At 43.3% G+C, this 21,629-nt stretch carries 20 protein-coding genes and 1 pseudogene; 6 read left to right on the top strand and 15 right to left on the bottom strand.

Features of this window, described 5'->3' with window-relative positions; all coding sequences use genetic code 11:
* From A3IK_RS21905 to A3IK_RS0111935, 6 genes and pseudogenes are all read right to left on the bottom strand, one after another.
* Positions 1–293 (bottom strand): annotated as a pseudogene (locus A3IK_RS21905) (transposase); the annotation flags it as partial.
* Positions 294–553: 260 nt separating this feature from the next.
* Complete coding sequence (locus A3IK_RS0111955; protein ID WP_020560219.1) at positions 554–865, bottom strand: alpha/beta hydrolase; 312 nt, start codon at positions 863–865, stop codon at positions 554–556.
* Between the two features lie 97 nt (positions 866–962).
* Complete coding sequence (locus tag A3IK_RS0111950; RefSeq protein WP_020560218.1) at positions 963–1,850, bottom strand: fumarylacetoacetate hydrolase family protein; 888 nt, start codon at positions 1,848–1,850, stop codon at positions 963–965.
* 12 nt (positions 1,851–1,862) lie between these two features.
* Positions 1,863–2,828 (bottom strand): MBL fold metallo-hydrolase, encoded by a 966-nt coding sequence (locus A3IK_RS0111945; protein WP_020560217.1) that lies wholly within the window; start codon positions 2,826–2,828, stop codon positions 1,863–1,865.
* Between the two features lie 66 nt (positions 2,829–2,894).
* Entirely contained in the window at positions 2,895–3,569 is a 675-nt protein-coding gene (gene murU / locus A3IK_RS0111940) for an N-acetylmuramate alpha-1-phosphate uridylyltransferase MurU (RefSeq protein ID WP_020560216.1), read from the bottom strand.
* Positions 3,570–3,581: 12 nt separating this feature from the next.
* Complete coding sequence (locus tag A3IK_RS0111935) at positions 3,582–4,589, bottom strand: aminoglycoside phosphotransferase family protein (RefSeq protein WP_020560215.1); 1,008 nt, start codon at positions 4,587–4,589, stop codon at positions 3,582–3,584.
* Positions 4,590–4,772: 183 nt separating this feature from the next.
* Here A3IK_RS0111935 and A3IK_RS0111930 point away from each other — a divergent pair, with 183 nt between their 5' ends.
* On the top strand, positions 4,773–5,288 hold the full coding sequence (locus A3IK_RS0111930; protein WP_020560214.1) for a hypothetical protein: 516 nt from the start codon (positions 4,773–4,775) through the stop codon (positions 5,286–5,288).
* Between the two features lie 85 nt (positions 5,289–5,373).
* Here A3IK_RS0111930 and A3IK_RS0111925 read toward each other — a convergent pair whose 3' ends face one another.
* The 5 genes from A3IK_RS0111925 to A3IK_RS0111905 all read right to left on the bottom strand — a co-directional run bounded on the left by A3IK_RS0111925 (position 5,374) and on the right by A3IK_RS0111905 (position 14,810).
* Entirely contained in the window at positions 5,374–9,888 is a 4,515-nt protein-coding gene (locus tag A3IK_RS0111925; RefSeq protein ID WP_020560213.1) for a VWA domain-containing protein, read from the bottom strand.
* 9 nt (positions 9,889–9,897) lie between these two features.
* On the bottom strand, positions 9,898–12,156 hold the full coding sequence (locus A3IK_RS0111920; protein ID WP_020560212.1) for a transglutaminase domain-containing protein: 2,259 nt from the start codon (positions 12,154–12,156) through the stop codon (positions 9,898–9,900).
* A 99-nt stretch (positions 12,157–12,255) separates the two neighbouring features.
* Positions 12,256–12,753 carry a hypothetical protein gene (locus tag A3IK_RS0111915; protein ID WP_020560211.1) on the bottom strand — a complete coding sequence of 166 codons (498 nt, stop codon included), beginning with the start codon at positions 12,751–12,753 and terminating at the stop codon, positions 12,256–12,258.
* Positions 12,754–12,785: 32 nt separating this feature from the next.
* Positions 12,786–13,271 (bottom strand): hypothetical protein, encoded by a 486-nt coding sequence (locus tag A3IK_RS0111910; RefSeq protein ID WP_020560210.1) that lies wholly within the window; start codon positions 13,269–13,271, stop codon positions 12,786–12,788.
* 126 nt (positions 13,272–13,397) lie between these two features.
* Complete coding sequence (locus A3IK_RS0111905) at positions 13,398–14,810, bottom strand: aminotransferase-like domain-containing protein (protein WP_020560209.1); 1,413 nt, start codon at positions 14,808–14,810, stop codon at positions 13,398–13,400.
* A gap of 170 nt (positions 14,811–14,980) precedes the next feature.
* Between A3IK_RS0111905 and ilvE the strand changes: the two genes are divergently transcribed.
* The gene (gene ilvE / locus A3IK_RS0111900; RefSeq protein ID WP_020560208.1) at positions 14,981–15,853 is read left to right on the top strand and encodes a branched-chain-amino-acid transaminase; all 873 of its coding nucleotides are present in this window, start codon (positions 14,981–14,983) and stop codon (positions 15,851–15,853) included.
* A 21-nt stretch (positions 15,854–15,874) separates the two neighbouring features.
* Here the strand turns inward: ilvE and A3IK_RS0111895 are convergent, their stop codons facing one another.
* Complete coding sequence (locus tag A3IK_RS0111895) at positions 15,875–16,240, bottom strand: hypothetical protein (RefSeq protein WP_020560207.1); 366 nt, start codon at positions 16,238–16,240, stop codon at positions 15,875–15,877.
* A 112-nt stretch (positions 16,241–16,352) separates the two neighbouring features.
* Between A3IK_RS0111895 and A3IK_RS0111890 the strand changes: the two genes are divergently transcribed.
* A complete protein-coding gene (locus A3IK_RS0111890; protein WP_020560206.1) occupies positions 16,353–16,943 on the top strand; it encodes a HupE/UreJ family protein in 591 nt (196 codons plus the stop codon).
* A 50-nt stretch (positions 16,944–16,993) separates the two neighbouring features.
* Here A3IK_RS0111890 and ubiB read toward each other — a convergent pair whose 3' ends face one another.
* On the bottom strand, positions 16,994–18,694 hold the full coding sequence (gene ubiB, locus A3IK_RS0111885; RefSeq protein WP_020560205.1) for a ubiquinone biosynthesis regulatory protein kinase UbiB: 1,701 nt from the start codon (positions 18,692–18,694) through the stop codon (positions 16,994–16,996).
* A complete protein-coding gene (locus A3IK_RS0111880) occupies positions 18,691–19,305 on the bottom strand; it encodes a ubiquinone biosynthesis accessory factor UbiJ (RefSeq protein ID WP_020560204.1) in 615 nt (204 codons plus the stop codon). The genes ubiB and A3IK_RS0111880 overlap by 4 nt, the downstream gene beginning before the upstream one ends.
* A gap of 161 nt (positions 19,306–19,466) precedes the next feature.
* On the opposite strand from A3IK_RS0111880, the gene mgrA reads away from it, so the two are divergent.
* The 3 genes from mgrA to A3IK_RS0111865 all read left to right on the top strand — a co-directional run bounded on the left by mgrA (position 19,467) and on the right by A3IK_RS0111865 (position 21,348).
* A complete protein-coding gene (gene mgrA, locus A3IK_RS0111875; protein WP_020560203.1) occupies positions 19,467–20,492 on the top strand; it encodes an L-glyceraldehyde 3-phosphate reductase in 1,026 nt (341 codons plus the stop codon).
* A gap of 113 nt (positions 20,493–20,605) precedes the next feature.
* Positions 20,606–21,025, top strand: a complete 420-nt coding sequence (locus A3IK_RS0111870) for an element excision factor XisH family protein (RefSeq protein WP_020560202.1) — start codon at positions 20,606–20,608, stop codon at positions 21,023–21,025.
* Positions 21,010–21,348 (top strand): XisI protein, encoded by a 339-nt coding sequence (locus tag A3IK_RS0111865; RefSeq protein ID WP_020560201.1) that lies wholly within the window; start codon positions 21,010–21,012, stop codon positions 21,346–21,348. Before A3IK_RS0111870 ends, A3IK_RS0111865 begins: the two co-directional genes overlap by 16 nt.
* A 122-nt stretch (positions 21,349–21,470) precedes the next feature.
* Here the strand turns inward: A3IK_RS0111865 and A3IK_RS20415 are convergent.
* Positions 21,471–21,629: transposase (locus tag A3IK_RS20415; protein WP_020560200.1), on the bottom strand; the 159-nt coding region annotated here is incomplete at its 5' end.

Below are 21,629 nucleotides of genomic sequence, written 5' to 3'. Positions count from 1 at the left end.
CCTTCGGTAAAGAAGCATTCCACAGGCTGTCCGGCCTCGGTCACTAGTAAATGGATCTTCAAGCCATAAAAATAGCGACGCTTACTCGCTTGATACCCCCGCCACGCTTCTCCTTGGAANCGNNGNCACNGCNGAATGCGCTNNTTGTCACACACGGCTACCGGGAAACTATCCACCACATANAGNNNGGAGGGGTTATGGTCACGCCAATACCGTCCTAGGTATTGAAATAATTGCCTGATCACNCCCGACAAATGATGGACACGTCGGTTAAAGCGGCTTTTGCTCAGCATNTGNGGAATATAGCCATGCGCCTTNAGAAACTCNCANCCCTTGTCTTGATGACCCGAAAAGTACAGGGCACTGACGACTACACTCGTGATGACCTCTGCATCACTCATACGGCTGGGTTCTTCGCAGCGCTTTAGGCTCTTTAAAAGGTCGTCACAGACACAATAGAGCGCTATGATCGTTTCTTCCATGAGGCGTTCTCGTTTAAAGGGTTTGTTTTCGTCGATAGACTTTAAACGATCCTCATGGATTTTTCTTTAGCTCACGCAACTTGGGTTAAGTAATCAATGACCGCACTAATATCTTCGGTACGGATATAAGGATTTTCTAATTGGCGTGGCTCGCCCGTACTTTCGCCTTGATAAGACGCATCGGTAGCGATAGCAATAAAACCGGCTTTAGCCAATTTCTCAGCATATAAACCGGCTGTTTGTTCCTTCACGCCACCACCGGGGTGAGTGACTACAATCGCAGGATAGGTTTTTTTCGAGTCAAAACCATCGGGGAAATTGATAAAAGCCGAGAGAGTGATAGCCGCATTATTACTATTAGGAAAATTAATTTTCTCGCGCATGGAAAACTCCTCTATGAAATGTCTATGAACGATAACTGAAGATAGCCCATTCATCCGTATAAGGCGATAAACATAATCACAGAGGATGTATACATTTTTACTGAATTTTTGTGTTTAATACTCCAATCCCTTCAATTTCACACTCCACCTCATCATCCGGTTTTAAAAACTCTGGTGGAGTACGCGCAAAGCCCACTCCACTCGGTGTGCCCGTGGCAATAATGTCTCCGGGATGGAGTGTTTGGGTGCGTGAAATGGTTTCAATGAGGGTGGGAATATCAAAGATCATCTGCCCCGTATTAGCATCTTGTTTAATTACGCCATTGACACGGCAACTAATTTTTAAATGATGCGGATTAGGCATTTCATCTTTAGTCACAATATAAGGCCCCATTGGACAAGCACCATCTAAGCTTTTGCCAAGGAAAAATTGTTTATGGTTGCGCTGAATATCACGGGCACTTAAATCATTTAAGATGGTATAACCAAAGACATAATCATAGGCTTGCTCGCGGCTAATCTTACGGCCTTCTTTACCAATAATAACGGCTAACTCAACCTCCCAATCTAACTCCGCACAGGTCTCTGGATCAAAAGGGAAATCACAATTATGCCCAGTAATGCTACTTACGGCTTTAGTAAAAATAATTGGGTATTCAGGCGCTTTGCCAACTTTATTAACGGTTTGAGCGCTTTCCTCAGCATGTTCTAAATAATTTAACCCCAAACACATCACATTTTGATTGGGGTGTGGATTGGGAGCTTGATAAGTGACATCTTCATAATCAATCTCTAAAGCGGGGTCATCCAGCTCAATAATGCGCTCTAGCTTGGGCTTTAATTCCTCATAATCGGTGATGAGGATATTCATATCAAACCAAGCCAGTTCTTGATCATTTTCGTCTAAACCGGGTAACAGTAAATGTGTACCCACATCGATAAAAACATAACTTTCACACTCATAGAGGCAAGTACCTAACTTCATTTTATTAATTCCTTATGCTGCTTTTTTAGCTAAGCGTTGTAACCAAACCTCTAGACCTTGTACATTCAGGTCAAGATCAACGGCTAGCAGTTCTAGACAGGTTTCTGTACTGAGCGTGCAGCCATGTTCACGTAATTGATTGAGCCATAGAGTACGAATCTGTTCTTGCATAAGCTGCTGGCGTTGCTGACTATCGGGTTCTATTTCATAGGCATTACGGGCAATTTGGCTGAGATCGTGAATGCTTTGGCGTAGGCTGTGAGATAAACGCTCTACCTCGGTGACTCGATTATAGTGGGTGAGATGCATCGCCTTAGGGTTTAAAGCCATCAGCTTATCAATGCTGTGTTGCCATGCTGGCGGGTCAAAAGCCACCGGAGTGGTAGGAGCAAAGAGCCATACACCTTGAGCAGTATCAAAGGCTCGGTAAGAAATGCCAAAGGTATCACCCGTAAAACCCATTTGGGTCTGGGTATCAAAAATACAAATATGATGATTGGCATGTCCGGGGGTGTCTAGAAGTAAGAGTTGGCGACCATTGAGGCTAATGGTCTCTCCGTCGACAGCCGCTCGTGTACGCTCGGCGGGAATAGGAACGAGCTTACCGTAGTCTTTAGCAAAAGCTTCTGCACCATACACGGCACTCGATCCCGCTTGGAGCTTAGAGGGATCAATCATATGAGGTATCCCTTTGCTATGGGTAATCAAGGTAGCATTAGGACAGTGTGCCATCAGTTCACCCGCACCCCCACCATGATCAAGATGCACATGGGTAGGAATGACATATTGCACTTGATCAGGGGTAAGACCTAACTCTTCTAGTACCTGAAGCAGGTAAGGGATGGTGTAATAAGTGCCGGTATCAATAAAGGCGGCAGCATTGCCCTCAGTGATTAAATAACAGGCTGCTAAACCGTCCCGATAAAGGCCTGTTTCAATGCAATAAATACCATTACCTAATGCTTGATAGTGTGCCACAACAACGCTCCTCTACGATTGATTAAGAGCGTTATAACAAGACTAGTTCATGATTGCCAATAAGCATTAAGCACTGGCGACAAGTTCATCATCTAATTGATGTAGGCGTTCGGGTGTACCAATATCGCGCCAATCCCCCTTATAGAGCTGTCCCCCGACCCGTTTTTGTGCCATTGCGGCGCGTAATAAAGGCGCAAGCGGACGCTTACCTGTGGGCAAATTACTGAATAATTTGGGGCTATACAGACCAATACCGCTAAAAGTATACAAAGGGGGCGCTCCTTCGGCACGTACTCGCCCCTCACTTAACGCAAAGTCACCATTAGGGTGATGGGATGGATTAGGCACCAGAACTAATTGCGCTAAATCATCAGCATTTAGGCTTAAAGTGCTATAGTCAAGATCACACCAAATATCGCCATTGATAACTAAGAAGGGTTGTGTACCTAAGAGTGGTAGTGCCTTGATAATACCGCCTGCGGTTTCTAAGGCTCCCTCACGTTGTTCATCTGAGTAGCGAATCTGAATATTCCAGCGATCACCACTACCTAACGCTTCAGGAATTTGCCAGCCTAAATGCGCAATATTAATCACAATTTCGCGAATACCCGCCGCTACTAATTTATCAATCTGCCATTCGATCAAAGGCTTATGACCCACTAATAATAACGGTTTTGGGGTATAGTTAGTGAGTGGACGCATACGAGTGCCGAGTCCAGCGGCAAGGATCATCGCTTTCATTATCATTATCTCTTAAGCTGCTAATTCAATCATGCCAATGCGCTCAGGTATATCCATTTTCTCTAACCATGCGACTAGAGCGCGAGTTTCAGAATGGCGCTCACCTACTTCCATCACATAAAGCAATACTCGCGCTAAATCAGCCAGATATTGAGATTTGCCATCACGATAATACAAGCGGCAGAAGATACCCAATACTTTAATATGACGTTGTAAGCCCATGAGATCAAACCACCGCATAAAAGTAATTTCATCCACCGGCGGCATATTACCCGCTGCAATCGCTTGCTTATGGAAAGTTAAAGCCCAGCGCTGTATCCGATGTTCAGGCCAGCTAATATAACAATCGCGCAATAGCGAAACGAGGTCATAAGTGATGGGACCAAAAAACGCATCTTGATAGTCAATAATCCCGATTTCGTCATTCGGCAATAACATGAGATTGCGCGAGTGATAATCACGATGAATAAAACAAAATGGCTGTTCGCGTGCCGATTCGACTAAGGCGTCAAACGTGCTTTGTAGCAAAGCGTGTGGAGTCTCATGATCGGCTAAACCTAAATGGCGTTTTAAAAACCATTCGGGCATGAGATTGAGTTCCATCATGAGAAATTCAGGCGTGTATTCCGCGAGCTGATTATGATCTGCTTGTTGTAAGCGCAATATGCTTTCCATTGCGGTGGTATAAAGCTGGTCAGCATTAGCGGGGGATAATTGTTCTAAACATACCGTATTGCCAAAGTCTTCTAGGAGCAAAAACCCTTCTAGATTATTTTGAGCATAAATATGTGGCACTCTGACCTCAGCCTGATGTAGACGTGTTGTGACATCTAAAAAGGGCGTGAGGCTGATTTTATCAGGGGGTGCATCCATAATAATGGCGGTTTGTTGCGCGGTAGTCGCGCGAAAGTAACGCCGAAAGCTCGCATCCGCCGAGGCGGGGCTAATCAAGGCCGTTTCCCATTGAGGAAGGGAATGAATCCACGCAGTTAGTTGTATAAACCGTGCATCCTGTGTCATAAGCATCACCTGAAAAAAAGGTACACTGAGCGAGCACCATAAGCTATGGGATGTTGAAATGATATGCTCTGTAGTTATCGCTTGCTCGCAGTCAAGAGCGGTAGTGTTGTATCATAAACATTTTAGGCTTGCTGCGAATTGAATAATAATTGATCCAAAATAAAGAGGCTCAAGGATGTTTTGATGGATAATTCGCCAGAATATGATGAATTATGGTCCCCTCGTGATTACTATCTAGCCATAGAGCGTTTAAAAGCAGTGATAGGGCAAGCTATTTATGTAGTTGAAATAGCAGCAGGTGAGATCAATGCAGGTGTTAAATTTTCCGATCAGCCTTTGATTTTATTAGCTGTCATTGATTATCCAGAGCCTGATCCCTATCGGCAATTATGCCCGCATATGTTGATTCTGAATGATGGGCGCGGGGTGAATGTAGGGCGGATTGCGCGGGTGAGTATTAATACCCCCTTTCAACCGCAAGGTGAGGATTTGCTCTTTACCCAGCAGGAGTTTGTGCAGCAGTTTTTGTTTGCTCCACGTAGCCTGAGCCGTGAATCGATTCAGCAAACTTCAACCCTGATCTTGCAGCAAATGTTTGGTGATACCCCCGGACGCTTATTAGCGAAGGGGAGTCAAAGTGATGAGGAGCAAGCTAATAGTTATCATCCGCCGCTATTGACCCAAGCGCCTAAGGCTTAGGTGGTATATTCAATTTTGGCACTAAGCTTGAGGATTATGTGGAGACTATAGGACCACATTATTCACATGATCCGAGTGGTCCATTCTAATTCTCATAGTGATAATTAAGCTGCATGACTTGATCCTTAGTAATAACTATATCCTTCACCATTTCACCACTTGAGTAGCGAATATTGTAGATGCCTATAGGCAATGAGATTTTACTGCTGCCTACAGTTCCACTGGCTACTATTTCATTACCTTGTATAACTTCAAATCTGATACTGACTACTTCGGTAATCACCGATTTTAATTCTTTCGCATCTTTAGCTTCCAAAAATACTCCCCCCCCTGATTTAGCCCAAGCTCGAAATTCTTGTTTTACTTTGGCCTCATCAATTCCCAAACCAATAATAGAGAGCTTCACGTCAATATTATTGGTTCGTAGGCGTTGAATGGCTTGTTCGACTTTACCACCACACGATTCTTTACCATCAGTTAGTAGAATAAGCGTTGCTTTATCATGGCCCTGCAAATCCTGAGCAGCTTGTAAAATTGAGTCCGCTAACGGTGTTTTTCCTTTCAATTGTGGTTTGATAGCTTTAATCACCGCTTGTGCTTTGCTGCGATCTAAAGGCTGTAATGGAATGTCTAAATCTGTACGGCAGCCTGCTTCCTTATGCCCATAAACGCGTAAAGCAAATGGGACTTGATGTGGTAAGGTATTTTGTATCAAATCAGTTAATACATTTTTTGCAATGGCCATTTTAGTTTTATTGCCTACTTTTTCCAACATACTGCCAGAGGCATCTAAAATGATCTCAATAGCCGGAGTTGATTTTATGGGAGTGTCAATAGCTTTAGGGGTAGCGTTTGAAATAGGGGTATTGTTAATCGATAAAAAACCAAATTCGGTTTTGGGTTCTTCAAGCTTTAAAGTCAGTGTATAAGGAGCTGCCCGACGCAATTGGCAGCTAGCGCGACTAAAACCTAAAGCTAGATCTGTTTGACTGCGAGTAAGACTATAATACCCACCATTCACATCAGCCCAGCTTTGCAATAGGTCTTGAGGATAAAGTTGGTCATTTGAATTTACTTGTAAACTATAAATACTCGGCCTTACCAGATTGAAGCTTTGCCACAGTTCGGGTGTAAGAGGGTAGCCATTACTTTCGGCATCAGTGATCAATAAAACTGTACGTCTACCTTGATGAGTAGCTAGTAACTTATTAGCACTCAATAATGCACCTTCACTATCACTGGAGCTATCAGAGCGATTGTAATTATTTAGAGCACTCAATAAAGTACTGGATTCACTAGACCATTCTTTAAGCAGTGTTCTGCCGACTCCTTCAGCCGCAAAAGGTAGGAGCTGTACTATTTCCACATTTGGATTCACCGCTTGAGCAAAGCGAGTAATAGAGTGAAATATTACATTGGTATAGGTTGTCATGCTGCCACTATTATCCCATGTAAATACGACAGCATGAGGCGGCTCACTTACGTTTAATAAGTATTCACCCGCTTCTAATGTTGCAGATAGCTTCAGCCTTTGAGTATTACTTTCACGATTTACTAAAACGGGTTCTTTTTGAGCAGAATAGAGTACTGCATCAGCGCCTAAATAAGGTTGATTGAAAAGCTCCAGTATGACTTTGCGCGGTTCATTTAGTCTAAATTGATACCAATCCACATCTTTTTGCACCATAACTTGGTTATTAATAGGGTGATTTGGACTTAATGGAGTGGCTTCGCTGGAATGTTCATTTGCATCTTGTTCATTAATATTGATAGTGGTGGTAGGTAAAGCCCTGTATTCAAAACTAGCCTGACGTTCATTTTCACCCCACTCCCCTAAAATTGAGTAGTAATCCTTATCCACAGGGTGTTCAATAATGCTTAATATAGCTGCTAATTCATAAGTACTATCTGTTTTTAAATGATGAGCTGTAAATCGTACAAATCGTGCCCAAGTGGATTTAGGCAGTATAAATTCCTGCTCTAGTGACCACTCCCCCAGTATATACCAAGGACCTATGGGGCTTTCGGTACTGATCTCAACGGTGAGCCGAGTGAGTTCAAGAGCAGTAGTAGAAGTAGGAGGCTTAATCCATTGTACACGCTCAATTTGTGCGGCACGGTTATGTTGAAAACCAACTATCCACGATGCACTACTCTGCTTTTTATCAAGTTTGATCAAAGGTGCCTGTTGATCTGCTTTAAGTAGTCGATAAGCATCTATTTGTAAGGGATCAGACATTACTAAATATCCCCCAAACACTGGATCAGCAATATTAAGATTCGATTTGATGATATTTGTTGGAGAGCCAATAACTTTAAATTCCCCTAAACGAATATCGTCAGTATTACCATAGTTAGTTAAGATAGTTAATTGTACAAAACGTGCTTTAATAGGGTTAGGCAAAACAAAGGCTTGTTCTTGGGTTACCGTACTCAATATCCCTTCCAATATAGATGTAAAATTACTTCCATCTTCTGAGCTAGACACTTTAAATGTTTTTAAGCGTTGTTCAGTAATGCTATTGCCAATAGGATTAAGGATAAAGCCATTAATATGGGAGCTTTGCGGTAATTCAAGAATAATGCTGTCTTTGGGTTTAGCTTGCCAAGTACTCACTGGGGCGGTTATCCCATCGATGAGCTTGTCACTATTATTACCACTAGTTTGTACGATCTTAGTACCCCAAACATTCGCAGCTAGATTAAATCCCCCTAATAATGTTTGGGGTAATGGGGCGACATAATGGGGATTCACAGGGGGGGCATTGCAGGTAACCGAGTAATCTAAGTGGGCATCAGCAGTCACTTGTTGGTTTGAGTCTTGAGCCTGCACAGTTAAACGTATTGGATCATCTGCACTTAAGTCTGATGTAGCGCTTAAGGTAATGGGTAGAGTTTGTGTACTATTAGGTTCTAACTCCACTTGAGTTTTTTCAAGTATCGCTAAGACTTTGGCATGGCTGGTGAATGTCTTGAGCTTGATGGTCTGTGTTTGGTTGGACAGGTTACTGAGCAGGAGTTGTGCTGAGGTACTTTGGCCTTGAGTCCAAAAAGCAGCCAACGTGTTGGTATCTGTATTGAGTTTAAGACTGAAGTTCGGATTAGCTTTAGCGTCAGGGCGAGTGAGGGTGAGTTGGTAGTGAGTATCACTCACTGGATCAGCTTGTAAATAAATATAATGGACACCTGCACTTAAAGCTTGAGTCCAGACTAAAGGTTGGTCTATTTGCCCTGATATTTCAGGTAAGTTATCAATTTTTAAGCGGCTAATTCGTCCTTTTGTCCCAGCAATTGCTGTGAGAGTGACGGCTTCTTCGTTATGCAAAGTAAAATAATAAACATCCCAATCATCATTTTCAGCCAATAGTCCAATGCGGGTTTCATTGAAATGTAATACTTCAGCTTTGGTTTCAGTATCATTGGATTCTTGTTCAATAAGACCTGTGGGACGACTAGGATCGTTTTGATTAGGCGGCCCTAGTGGAGTTGCTTTGAGGTTGTAGTCGCTGTCTTTGCCTTTGACGGCGATAATATTACGTCCAGGTAGTAAAAGAAGATTATTGGCACGAATCGCTTCACCCCTAGTACGGCTGCGATTAAAAACTTCTTGCCCTGCATTATCATATTGGAGCAGCTGCTGCACACCTTTGCCTACTACTTCAATACGCCAAAGCTGTAGGTCACCTTTCACATCAAAGCTATAAGTATCTTGTTCATCACCTTGCCAATGGCCTTGAATCGAGTAGTCATCCGCTAAGGGAACAGCACTATCAGCCGTGTCATTAGGTTCAGTTTCAGAGCCTACTTTGGGTTGGGCATCTAAATCTAGTTTGATTTTATAGTCAGTATCCTGACCTAGGCTTTGTAGGCTTAAGTTATAGCCGCCCTCTCTTAAGATTAAAGGGCTAAGTATTGCAGCCTCTTCACCAGAAATGCTACGAGTTTGTAGGGTTTGGCCTTGAGCATTTTTGAGGGTCAGAGTGGTGAATTGCCCTTTGGTAATTTGCGTATTGATCGTAAGGCTTTGATTAGCCTGTGCTTGTGTAATCTTAAAAGTATAGTGGTCTTGGGTGTTATCCTTATTGAGTGTGCCTTGTAAGCAACTGGGTAAAGCCAACAATGGGGTAGTGGTCGAGCTTTCAGGTTCGCTATTACACGTAATAACAGATTTTGTTTCAGGAGTTGCAGTAAGAGGCACATTATCATAGGGTATACCAACAGGAATAGCGCCTAGCTCAATCACTTTTAAGATATATTGACCTGAACCTTTGAGTTCGAGGTAATGTTTACCTGCGGGTAGAGCTAAGCGTTCTAAACGTAAGGGAACTTGAGTACTTTGTTTTCCTGCTTGTCCTTGATCATTGTAGTAGGTCAGTGAGGTGAGTTCTGAGCCAATAGTTTGTACACGAATATATTGTGATTCTTTAAGCTCAAAGGAGTGGGTGATCGAGCCATCAACAGATAGAGTACCTTTGGTAGCAAGTTGAGTATTGAGCGGTTGAGCTATGGTTGCTAATGTTATATTGGCTGATACTATACAGCTAAAAAACCCGAAGAGCAGGTAAATAAAATGTAGAATTTTTAGGTAATAATGCAACATAAAAAATGCCTATTTAGAGCGACGCGATACACTCTTTGCAACTGCTGGTGCACCTACGACTAGTGTTCCAGTTAGATTTAATAAGGCAGCTCCAGTTTGGTAGGCGGCACCTATGGTGGTACCAGTAAAACCTAATACCATCGCTACAGTACATAAGGCTATATCTCTAGAAGACGTTGCTAAAGCCATACAAAAGGAGCTACTTATTGCAACGTTTAGCAGACTTATATATTCAGACATTGCGGTCCCCCAGCCTGTTTCTCCAATCCCTAAGGTATGTCCAGTTTTTGGATTAATAACCCACCAATTAGTAATAACTTTATCATTTACTAGAATAGGTTTTTCTGGAGTAATAACAACATAACCTTGTTTAAGTTGTGTAGTCATTTGTTGGGTAATATCAGGAGATATTTTGAGTTTGTGGAGTTCTTGAGGAGTACGTATGAGTTGCCACTTGATATTCTGGGCTTTAGCTAATTCCCATAATTTAGCTGTGTTAATGCTTTCGCTACATTTTTCTGTTTGAATGGCTGGGCAGTTTAGTAATAGTAAAGCTTCTGCATTAGTGTCAATGACACCTTGTTTCACTTGATTATTAAAGGTTTGCATTTTGCCAAAACTATTGTTTTTTACAATATCAAAGGCTTCTAATAGCTTGAGGTTGGTGTTTTCATGTTTTAGTTGACGATGGATGCTAATAATATTCAATTGATCAATGAACGTTGCTTGATGAGAGTAACTACGTAGATGAGCTAAAGTATAGAGTAAAATAGATAATGGCTTAAGTTTTTTGGCTTCTTGCTTGATTATCTGCAAGTCATCAATATTTTCTAATATCTGTAAAATAGGGTTGTAATTTTTTGATAAATGTTGGCTGGATAGTTTCCATAAATAGTCATCCGAAACCCCATGTCCGTAAGCTAAAATATCTGTACCACCCAATAATGCTAAACGCCATGTTAGTTGTTGCTCCTCATTTGGCTGCTTATCTATCTTACCTACCGCTCGTTGTGCAGCTCCGATTAAATCAAATAACTGACGATGAATGGTTTGTTTTGGTTGATTCGGGGTATGAACTTCATATTCTAGCCACATGGATGTAATAAAGGTATTGCTATCAGGAATAGCAGAAGGAGTATTTTGGGGGAAATCAGGTGTATCAAATGCTTCTTCTAATATGTCTTCTATTTTATTATCAATGGCGGTACCTGTTTGTGGTGGTTTTGCCTTACTTAAAACACAATCAGGAGTATATTCCTGATCGAAGTATTGTTGATCAGCTACTGTAATCACAGGAAACCAGTGTGCTTGTTTTTGTAATGTTTCTTTGAAAGCATTTAAATCACTAGCATTCAAGTCATTTGGTAAATTCACTGCAATATGATTGACGCTAACAGGTTTTCCAAGTACATCGCTTGGTAAAATAGGAGGTGTTTGGGTTAATATATTTTCTGTTATTTTTTTGTCTTTGTAACACTCCAAAATAACTTTAATTATAACACTATGTAGTAATTCAGGTGATAACTTGTCGAGTTTATTAATATCGTGGATTTTTAAGGGTGTAGAGTGAATCTGCTGGGCTAGTTCTGCTGATAAGGTAGGGTCTAAATCAAACCATTGATCTTTTTCCTGATATTGTACCCACCAATGATCTTGCAGAGCTTTATAGCTCTCATCGGGGGGTGGATTCGGAAGTGTTCCGAGTAATTTCAATAACTCTGAGGTCTGCCTTTCTACTCGTTCTTGTAGTGTGGTTTTTAATTGCTGTTGGGTTTTTTCAGTTTCAGCTTTGATTTTAGCTAGTTGAGTAGGATCTAGATGGAATTCTTTAATCAGTTTTTCGATTTGTTCGGGGGATTCGATACTAGTTGGTAAAGTATTAATAGGAAGAGGGCGACGCTCAATAAATACTTGTTTTGCCTGTTTTTCAGTTAAAGTACTTTGAGCTAAGCGTGTATCATAGCCTAGTTCACGTAACATAGTCTGTAGTAGTAGGGCACGATCTAAGCTATTACCCACTCGATCCATCAGCACACCTTGTGCATCACGTAATGCACCGTTGTAGGGAATAAGCCATGTATTCTCACGTACCCAAGTATTTAATGATTCAGGGGTTAGTTCGGTATTCGGTAAAACGGCACTGGCCTCAAAGCTATCACGTGGAATAGTTTTTTCAACGGCTTGTAAGGCATTAAAGAGGTTAGTTAGTGTTGCTATATCAGGATGCGTTTCGGCTTGAATAGGTGAAGAAAAGATACTCATCAGCATTAGTGAAAAAAATAGCCTATGCATGTATGAGGGTAAGTGGGTGTGAAACCTGCTGCCAAACATAGGCTACTCCTAAAGAATTAAGAGAGAAATTGATAATTATTGAGAGAAACACTGTGAGAGTGCTGTGCTACGGGCATTTGCTTCACTAGTAAGCCATTCCGGTTTGGCTGTCATACACCAGCCATAATGACTTTTATGATCATTAGACCAACGTCCAGTTGGATTAGATTGTGGGGTAAAACCACAGTTTAAGAGTTGACTGCGTCCGAACTGGCGCGTTGCTTGTTCTGCATAACTTTCGCATCGGGTGGATAACGACATGCAGGGACGTAGGTCATTATCACGCCCCGCCGCTTCTGATACTAACGCGCTGGAGCTAGCGTTTAGGCACCAGCCATAGTGACTATTATAATTTGATTGCCATCGCGCATTGCTGCTAGCAAAGCCACAACCCATACGTGCGGCACGATCATTAGCGGCAACAGCATTACGGGCATATACTTCACAAGTAGAGGAATCAGCAGCCCAAGCATTAGAGTGGAGGGCGCTAAACATGCCTAAGGCAATAAAAGCAGTAGAGATTAGATACTTCATGATCATGAACTCCTAGTTGCGGACTATTACTATTAAAGGCGGGGAGCTGTTACTTGGGTATAACGATAAGTCGCCTTGGAATTATCAAACGTGGTTTGATAGGGGAGGCCGTCCTTTTTACCCAAATAGATCTTGACTCTGCCTTTGCCTAAATCGGTGCCTTCCACTTCAGAGTCATACCCTAGTATGGTGGTTTCGACACCCGCTATCGTTTCGGTGCCTTCTTCTTTGCAATTGGTGATTTTTAGGCTGCCATCTAGTATGGAATCAATGGCGATTTGCTCCGCTTTATCTAAATCCATGGGAGATTTTTGCCATTTTTTGCCGTGGTTTATATAAAACTTGCCGTCCACCTTAATCGCTTCTAGCTTGATGCCATCACCTTCCGCAAGGGAATGCCAAGCCGCTTGTGCCATTCTAGCTTTGCTAGCATTGATCAGGGGTTCACAGGCAGTCTCAAGCGCGAAGAGGCTAGGAGCCGCCAACATTAAAGCGGCCGCTAATAGGGTATATTTCATGGGATCACCTCGCTGTCATCATCCATTTTAATACCAATATAGTACCAATAGGGATATTAAGCAAGGATTAATCAAAGATCAAAATTTAACAGTGCTTGTCTAGATATCGATCAGACGACGGCTCTGTCACAGAAACTTGTAAATCAGTCGCCCTAAGTGTTCGAGTACCTGCTCTAGATGTGTTGTCCAAGGATGAGCGCAATTGAGACGAATAAAGTTTTGGTACTTGAGTGAAGCAGAGAAAATCTGTCCGGGGACTATACTGATTTTAGCTTGTAAGGCTTGCTGGCACAGCACGAGTGCATCCACTCTAGGGTCTAATTCTACCCATAAGACAAAGCCGCCCTTAGGTTGAGTCACCCGCGTATTGGGGGGAAAGTATTTACTAATCGCATGCGTAAATAAACTCACTTGGCGCTGGTAATTACTTTGCGCTTGGCGTAAATAACGCTCATAGCCGCTTTGCTCTAAGTAATGCGCAACCGCTAGTTGTTGCAGGGTAGGGGTAGCTAAATTAGCAATATATTTTAAGTATTCCGCCTGACGAAAATAAGTACCTGCAACCATCCAACCTAGCCGTAGGCCGGGTGAAATCGTTTTAGAAAAGGAGGAGCAATAAATCACTTTGCCCTGTGGATCGAAGCTATGCAAGCTACGAGGGCGCTCTCCACTAAAACCAAGATCGCCATAAATATCATCCTCGATTAATACCAGATTATGCTTATGGGCGAGCTGTACTAATTGGCGCTTTTTCTCATCTGCCAGTAAGCAACCGAGAGGGTTGCTAAAATTGGGAATCACCACACAGGCTTTCACCGGCCATTGCTCGACCGCTAATGTGAGTGCGGGAATACTAATCCCTTCTTGTGGATCGGTGGGAATTTCTAAGGCCTTCATACCAAGCGCATCGATGACTTGTAAGAGGCCATAAAAGGTGGGGGATTCAATCGCTATGGTATCACCAGGTTGAGCGACCGCACGTAGGGCTAGGGTGAGAGCCTCCTGACAGCCATTGGTAATGAGGATTTCATTGGCATCAACCTGACTGCCATACAGATACATGCGTTTAGCAATTTGATGTTGTAGCTCTGGTAGACCGGGGGGAAAGACATAATTGGCAGCATGGCGAGCATGTTGGCGCACGGTATAGCTGAGGCTACGTTGATAGGCCGCTAGTGGTAAAAAACTAGCATCAGGAACCGCAGCCCCTAAATGGGCAATCGCCTCATGATTGGCAGCTTGGGCTAATTGCAGTACTAAATCTTGACCCGTCACCACAATAGGTTTTAACTCAGGACGCGAAGAGTGAGGAATTTTCAGTCTTAGTGGGACTTGATGACTCACATAATAGCCAGAACGGGGGCGTGCTTCTAATAAACCACTGTTTTCTAATTGGCGTTGTGCTTGCACAATGGTGGAGATACTCACACCAAATTGAGTGCTTAAATGACGCACTCCGGGAAGACGCATGCCCGGATGATAGATACCTTTGTGAATGCGCTGGGTCAGTTGATGAGCAATCTCATGATAAAGTGTCATGGCAATACAGTTGCCCCGTATTAGAATGAGTACAGGTACAGTATACGCTAAGCTGTACTGAGTAAATATCCATTACTCTGAATCTGTACTGGTTAGCGATTCTTGGTAAGATAGCGGTGATAGCCCCTGAGTGGGTTGATGTTTAATTTAGCAATAGGTCTAAGAGCATAATGAGTGAAATAGCACAATGTTGGATCGATGGTGAAGTCATACCAGCGCATCAAGCCAAGGTTTCGGTATTTGATCATGGTTTTTTGTACGGTGATGGTATTTTTGAAGGCATTCGTTTTTATAATAAACGCGTGTTTCGTTTGCCATTACATATGGCTCGCCTGAAGCGTTCGGCGCGTGCTTTACAGCTCGATATTCCCCTAGATGACACGGCCTTTGAAGAGGCGATTTATGCCACTTTGAAGGCGTTTCCCTTAGCAGATGGTTATTTACGGGTACTCATCACACGCGGCGTTGGCGCATTAGGGATTAATCCTGCTAACTGTGCGAAACCTGCGGTAATTATTATTGCGGATAAATTAGTAATGGTCGGCGATGAGGAACGGAATCGTGGGATTCGCGCCATTATTGCCTCCACGCGACGTATGACTCCGGATCGTTTAGACCCACGGATTAAAAGCCTGAATTATCTGAATGCGATTCAAGCTAAAATGGAAGCGAATTATGCCGGTGTAGAAGAGGCTATCCTTTTAAATGAGCGTGGTTTTGTGACCGAAGGCTCCGCCATGAATATTTTTGTGGTGCGTGACGGCGCTATTTATACCCCGCCTGCAACCGAAGGTGCCTTACAAGGTGTCACACGTGGAACCGTGCTAGAGGTCGCAAAAGAATTAGGTATTCCAGCCTCTGAAACGGTACTGACTTCATACGACCTTTTCACGGCGGATGAATGCTTTTTCACCGGAACGGGTGCAAAACTCATTCCTATCCGTGAAATCGATGGGCGTAAAATGGGTACTTGTCCGGGGGCGATTTATCTCAAACTACTAGCAGGCTTTAATGCCCTAGTAGCCCGCGAAACCGCAGGCTGATGCAAGGAGGGGGTACTTTGCTTAAGTACTCCCATTCACATACGGTTGGATCTGTTTCCATTCCTCTTTTTTATCACCTTGTATAATAAACTCCTCGCCCGATTTGGTTTTGACTTCTACTTTAAAGGTCGTGCCTTTACCAAATAAATACATCGGTATGGCAATAATCAGCCCCACTATAGTAATAGCTAGTACGATCATCAGCACATATTGAAAGAAAGAATAGCCCTCTTTTTTCTCTACTAAGCGCATCGAGCGAATATCATTCATGAGCTTGAAACCATGTTCAGTCAACAGACGTGCGCGAATTTCTAAAACAGTGCCATGTGCGCGTGAAGTAATAATAACCGCTTGGCTGCCTTTATAGTTTCCGTCAATAACTTTCATATAAATCCTGTGAGGTGGTTGATTCTATTTCTAGTGTGAAATTTCAGTAGGTATTTTGCTAAAACCCGCTTTAAAATCCGAGGACTTTTTTCTGTCATACCAAGGATTGTTTATGGCTTTGTTGCAACGTTTGATTGTGGTGTTATTCACCTTAGTATTACCGTCACTCGCATGGGCACATTCTGGAGCAGGTGATGGCTCTGGTTTTATGTCGGGCTTTTTGCATCCTATCAGTGGCTTAGATCATGTGACCGCGATGGTTGCGGTGGGGATTTTAGGCGCATTTATGGGTAAGCCTGCGATTTGGGTGTTACCGATTACCTTTCCAATTGTGATGGCCTTTGGCGGTGTATTGGGTTTATTAGGTATTCCGATGCCGGGTATTGAGATAGGGATCGCGGTCTCCTCGATAGTATTGGGTATTATGATTCTAATGGGGACTAACCCCCCTTTACCAATAGCAATTGTCATCGTCGCCGCGTTTGCCATTTTCCACGGCTATGCTCACGGCACAGAATTACCACAGGCGGCTAATCCAGTAGCCTATAGTGTAGGTTTTGTGATCTCAACAGGTTTGCTGCATTTAGCGGGTATTGCGTTTGGCGAGCTGATTCGTATGCCACACGGCGTGAAAATTGTACGAGCCGCTGGTGGTATTATTGCACTCGCCGGAAGTTACTTTTTAGTGAGTGTGTTTGCTTAATAGGATCGGTAAGACACCTCGCTAGTACAACAAGGTGTCTTGCCAATAATTCACAGCTTCAATAGAGCATTTGCCGCTGATCTTTGTGTGGCGCTATAAAGCATCAGTCCCAAACCACTCACACCTAAGCCCCAGCTCAGACTAGAAATTCCCCACCACGAAACTAGCTGCCATGTATTCGGTACTAACATGGCACTAATTAATAATACCCCGCCCAATAACACATATAGCAAGGTGCGTTGTTGATATTGTAATTGCAGGCGTAATAATTCTAATTGTTCGGACTCAAAGCGGGTGGTGAGTTTATGCTGGGCGGTTTGCTGAGCGATCTCATGCAATAGGGTGGGCATATAGGGGAGTTGCTCTAAAAACTTAGGCGCATTGACCTTCACCCCTTTCCATAAGGCGCGAATCCCTACTTGCTCATCCATCCATCGTTGTAAAAAGGGTTTGGCAGTGACCCATAGATCCAAGTCGGGATAGAGCTGGCGACCTAACCCTTCGATATTTAATAAGGTTTTTTGCAGCAATACTAATTGGGGTTGTACTTCCATATGAAAACGGCGTGCGGTTTGGAATAAGCGCAGTAAGACATAACCAAAGGAAATATCTTTTAAGGGTTGCTGGAAGATCGGCTCGCAGACTGTCCGAATCGCGGCTTCTAATTCATCCACCCGCGTATCCGCCGGAACCCAGCCGGACTCTACATGTAGCTCCGCCACGCGCTTATAGTCACGATTAAAAAAAGCGTAAAAGTTTTCAGCTAAATAACGCTGATCTTCATTCGATAGCGTACCTACAATACCGAAATCGACTGCGATATAACGGGGATCGGTAGGATTGGTAGCATCCACAAAAATATTGCCGGGGTGCATATCCGCATGGAAAAAATTATTACGAAATACTTGAGTGAAAAAGATTTCCACGCCGCGCTCGGCAAGACGTTTGAAATTAACATTCAGGGCTTTTAATTGCTCAATATCCCCCACCGGAATCCCATAAATTCGCTCCATCACCATGACCGTATCACGGGTATAGCGCCAATCAACCGCAGGGACATATAAACTCGGCGAGCCTTCAAAATTGCGCCTTAATTGGCTCGCATTAGCCGCTTCGCGCTGCATGTCCAGTTCGTCCAGAATCGTTTTTTCATATTCATGCACAATTTCTACTGGGTGCATGCGTTTGCCTTCGCTCCAATAGCGCTGCACTAAACCGGCGATTAAATACATCACGGCAATATCTTGCTGAATAGTTTTGAGCAGATTCGGGCGTAATACTTTCACCACTACCTCGCGCCCATCCCAAAGGGTTGCAGCATGGACTTGAGCCATAGAGGCCGAGGCTAGTGCTTGTTTATCGAAGGTTTTAAATACACTTTCTAATGTTTGACCATAGGCGGTTTCAATAATCTGAGCGGCTTCTTCACCAGAAAAGGGCGGAACACGGTCTTGTAGGCGGGTGAGTTCAAAAGCAATCTCGTCGGGGAGTAGATCGCGCCGTGTGGAGAGCATTTGCCCAAATTTAATAAATACGGGGCCTAACTCTTCTAGGGCGACGCGAATCCTCACACCTAAAGGCGCTTGATTTTGTGGTTGCACCCAATTCCACGGTAACAGCCTATAGATAAAGCTGACCGGACGTAGCAGGGGGATACTAAAAAATAATTCATCTAAACCCTGCTGGATCATGACGCGCACAATGACCCACAAACGTAAGAAACGTCTTAAGCTTTTAATCGGTGCTATCACTCTGTGGCTGCCTTCGTTTTTAAGCGTTGAACTCGTGCTTCGAGTCGATCGGTATCGGTGCGTAGATTATCCACCGCATCCAGATAAGCATGCAGTTCGGCATCAGCGGCGAGTACCCGGCTTTCTTCTTGTAAATATTCTTGGGTATTGAGGCGTAACGCGTGTGCGGTGTCTTTCAGCCAGCCTTGAGTGGAGCGTGCAGCAGACCCCATGTGATGAGCCACGATATCGCCAACCGCGTGTGACAAGAGTTCTTCCCAGTCAATATCGACCTCACGTAGGATAGTGCTGAAGCGTTGCCCAGTACGTAGGTCGCCGGTTATTTTGACACCAGACTCCAGCAGTGTCTTACTCATATCATCACTTAAGGCGAGCTTAGATAGCGCCATCGCCGAGCCGCTAATAGTCACATCCGGCGTGGTTTGATAATCCATGCTAATGGTGACACCCTGAGAGGTAGGAATAAAAAAGACGCTAAGGTCTAGACCTGTAGCATGCACGGCAATAACATGTCCTTGTAGAGCCGCAAGGCGTGGCAAGGCGTCTGGATCCAGTTTAAGCCAACGATTAAACGCCGCTTCCAATGCGGCAATGAGAGCTGTGAGTATCATAGAGCTATATCAGTTTAACAGCAGATAAGAAGTCCTTTAGTATACCATGAATCCTTGCTTGATCTGGAGCCGCTCTTTAATCCATTCGCTACTGAGTAATTAATCAACTTATACGCCCATTTGCATTACGCTTGGGTTTTTCTGACCGCAGGAGATTCGTGATGTTATATACCCCTTATACACAGCGTTATGACACAATGCTCTATCGACGTAGTGGACGCAGTGGCTTAAAATTACCCGCTATTTCATTTGGCTTATGGCATAACTTCGGTACGAGTGGCACGGTGGATAATGCACGGACTATTGTGCGTCGTGCCTTTGATTTAGGTATTACCCATTTTGATTTAGCCAATAACTATGGCCCACCGCCGGGGGCAGCCGAACAACTATTCGGTACTTTTTTGCGCCAAGATTTTGCGCCTTATCGAGATGAGCTAATTATTTCTACTAAAGCGGGCTATGACATGTGGCCGGGGCCTTATGGTCAGGGAGGATCACGTAAATACTTATTGTCGAGCCTAGATCAAAGCCTGAAGCGTATGGGCTTGGATTATGTTGATATTTTTTATTCGCATCGTTTTGACCCCGAAACACCCATTGAAGAAACGATGGTAGCGCTGGATAGTGCAGTACGCCAAGGCAAAGCCTTATATGTAGGTATTTCCTCTTACTCAGCGAGTAAAACCCGTGAAGCGGCGGCTATTTTACGTGAATTGGGAACACCTTGCTTAATTCATCAGCCCTCCTATTCCCTCCTCAATCGTTGGATTGAGAAAGAGCTATTGGATACTTTAGAGCAAGAGGGTATGGGCTGTATTGCCTTTTCGCCATTAGCTCAGGGATTGCTGACTAATAAGTATCTAGCGGGTGTGCCGAGTGGCTCGCGGGCAACGCAAAACTCCTCCTTTTTGGATGAGTTTCTCAATGAGCGTAATTTGACAATGGTTCGAGCACTGAATCAAATTGCAGCGGCACGGGGGCAATCATTGGCACAAATGGCCTTAGCGTGGGTATTGCGTGATAGACGTATTACGTCGGTCTTAGTAGGAGCAAGTAGTGTGAGTCAATTAGATGAGAATGTGGCAGCACTCAATCATTTAGTCTTTGAGGCAGAGGTATTGCAAGCCATTGAGCAGATTGCTCAGGATGGCGGAATTAATCTATGGGCGCAGTCGAGTAGTTTTTAGGATTTATCTGGTGTAATGCTAAGCGGAATAAGGTCGTATTGGCTTGGCAAATAACCGTTGTATGAATGTCTGTGCTATGTTCCATATCATGATGGTTATTACAAAGGTTAGTTATGCCCCGCTTAGACATTTACCATGAAACGGTCAAATATGCCTTGGTTAAGGATGGTTGGACGATTACACATGACCCCTATAAATTAACCATTGGTAAAAAACGCCTATTCGCTGATTTGGGTGCAGAGATGCTTCTTAGTGCAGAAAAAGGTATGCGTCGTATTGTGGTTGAGATTAAGAGTTTTACAGGTGTATCCGATGTTAATGATTTGGAGCAGGCTATTGGACAGTATGTCTTATATAAACAAATCATGTTGCAAACTGAGCCTGACCGAGAGTTGTTTCTAGCTGTTACCAACAAGGTAGCAAATACTATTTTCTCTGTTGAAATTGGTCAAATATTATTAGATGGTAATATTATTAAAGTTTTGGTGTTTGATCCTGAAAGAGAGGTTATTACACAATGGCTACCGAATTGAGTTACCCAGAAATTATCAAAAAAACTTTGTTGGAGTATCTCAAATACGATTCTCCAGATGATGTTATCAAGTCTAGCGTTAGTTTTGATGATGAGCATGGCAACTATGTTTTATTGCAAGTAGGTTGGCGTGGAGATGACTATTTGCAAGGTGCTGTCATCCATATTCAATTGATTAATAATAAAATTTGGATTCAATATGATGGTACGGAATATGGGGTTGCTAATGAACTGGTGGATGCTGGAGTTACTAGATCAGATATTGTATTAGGGTTTCGCCACCCCTCAGTAAGGCAATATACAGGCTTCTCTCCAATATTATAACTTTTATAGTTAAGATTACTTAGCTAAAGTGGAGACTAAAAATGGAAACTTAACAACCATCAGCTAAAGCTGAAGGGTTAGCGACAAGGACTAAAGTCCGGATACGGGTCGAATAGACCCGTCTAGTTTTCTGTCTTAAAGTTGTCATCTATCCTTGGCTCAAAATGATGCTCTAAGTACGCCTTGATCATCTCCTCGGTCAGCTCACCTGAGGTCGCACAAAAATAACCCCGTGCCCAAAAATGCTGTCCCCAATAGCGCTTCCTTAAATCAGGATAACT

The organism is Thiofilum flexile DSM 14609, from assembly GCF_000380185.1.
GTDB classification, from domain to species: Bacteria; Pseudomonadota; Gammaproteobacteria; order Thiotrichales; family Thiotrichaceae; genus Thiofilum; species Thiofilum flexile.
This window is presented reverse-complemented; position numbering and strand designations above follow the sequence as displayed.

What these genes read in the sequence shown, in the direction of transcription:
- A3IK_RS0111955 (WP_020560219.1), bottom strand. Translation starts at nt 865, where the DNA reads ATGCGCGAGAAAATTAATTTTCCTAATAGTAATAATGCGGCTATCACT.
- A3IK_RS0111950 (WP_020560218.1), bottom strand. Translation starts at nt 1,850, where the DNA reads ATGAAGTTAGGTACTTGCCTCTATGAGTGTGAAAGTTATGTTTTTATC.
- murU (WP_020560216.1), bottom strand. Translation starts at nt 3,569, where the DNA reads ATGAAAGCGATGATCCTTGCCGCTGGACTCGGCACTCGTATGCGTCCA.
- A3IK_RS0111935 (WP_020560215.1), bottom strand. Translation starts at nt 4,589, where the DNA reads ATGACACAGGATGCACGGTTTATACAACTAACTGCGTGGATTCATTCC.
- A3IK_RS0111930 (WP_020560214.1), top strand. Translation starts at nt 4,773, where the DNA reads ATGGATAATTCGCCAGAATATGATGAATTATGGTCCCCTCGTGATTAC.
- A3IK_RS0111925 (WP_020560213.1), bottom strand. Translation starts at nt 9,888, where the DNA reads ATGTTGCATTATTACCTAAAAATTCTACATTTTATTTACCTGCTCTTC.
- A3IK_RS0111920 (WP_020560212.1), bottom strand. Translation starts at nt 12,156, where the DNA reads ATGCTGATGAGTATCTTTTCTTCACCTATTCAAGCCGAAACGCATCCT.
- A3IK_RS0111915 (WP_020560211.1), bottom strand. Translation starts at nt 12,753, where the DNA reads ATGAAGTATCTAATCTCTACTGCTTTTATTGCCTTAGGCATGTTTAGC.
- A3IK_RS0111910 (WP_020560210.1), bottom strand. Translation starts at nt 13,271, where the DNA reads ATGAAATATACCCTATTAGCGGCCGCTTTAATGTTGGCGGCTCCTAGC.
- A3IK_RS0111905 (WP_020560209.1), bottom strand. Translation starts at nt 14,810, where the DNA reads ATGACACTTTATCATGAGATTGCTCATCAACTGACCCAGCGCATTCAC.
- ilvE (WP_020560208.1), top strand. Translation starts at nt 14,981, where the DNA reads ATGAGTGAAATAGCACAATGTTGGATCGATGGTGAAGTCATACCAGCG.
- A3IK_RS0111895 (WP_020560207.1), bottom strand. Translation starts at nt 16,240, where the DNA reads ATGAAAGTTATTGACGGAAACTATAAAGGCAGCCAAGCGGTTATTATT.
- A3IK_RS0111890 (WP_020560206.1), top strand. Translation starts at nt 16,353, where the DNA reads ATGGCTTTGTTGCAACGTTTGATTGTGGTGTTATTCACCTTAGTATTA.
- A3IK_RS0111880 (WP_020560204.1), bottom strand. Translation starts at nt 19,305, where the DNA reads ATGATACTCACAGCTCTCATTGCCGCATTGGAAGCGGCGTTTAATCGT.
- mgrA (WP_020560203.1), top strand. Translation starts at nt 19,467, where the DNA reads ATGTTATATACCCCTTATACACAGCGTTATGACACAATGCTCTATCGA.
- A3IK_RS0111870 (WP_020560202.1), top strand. Translation starts at nt 20,606, where the DNA reads ATGCCCCGCTTAGACATTTACCATGAAACGGTCAAATATGCCTTGGTT.
- A3IK_RS0111865 (WP_020560201.1), top strand. Translation starts at nt 21,010, where the DNA reads ATGGCTACCGAATTGAGTTACCCAGAAATTATCAAAAAAACTTTGTTG.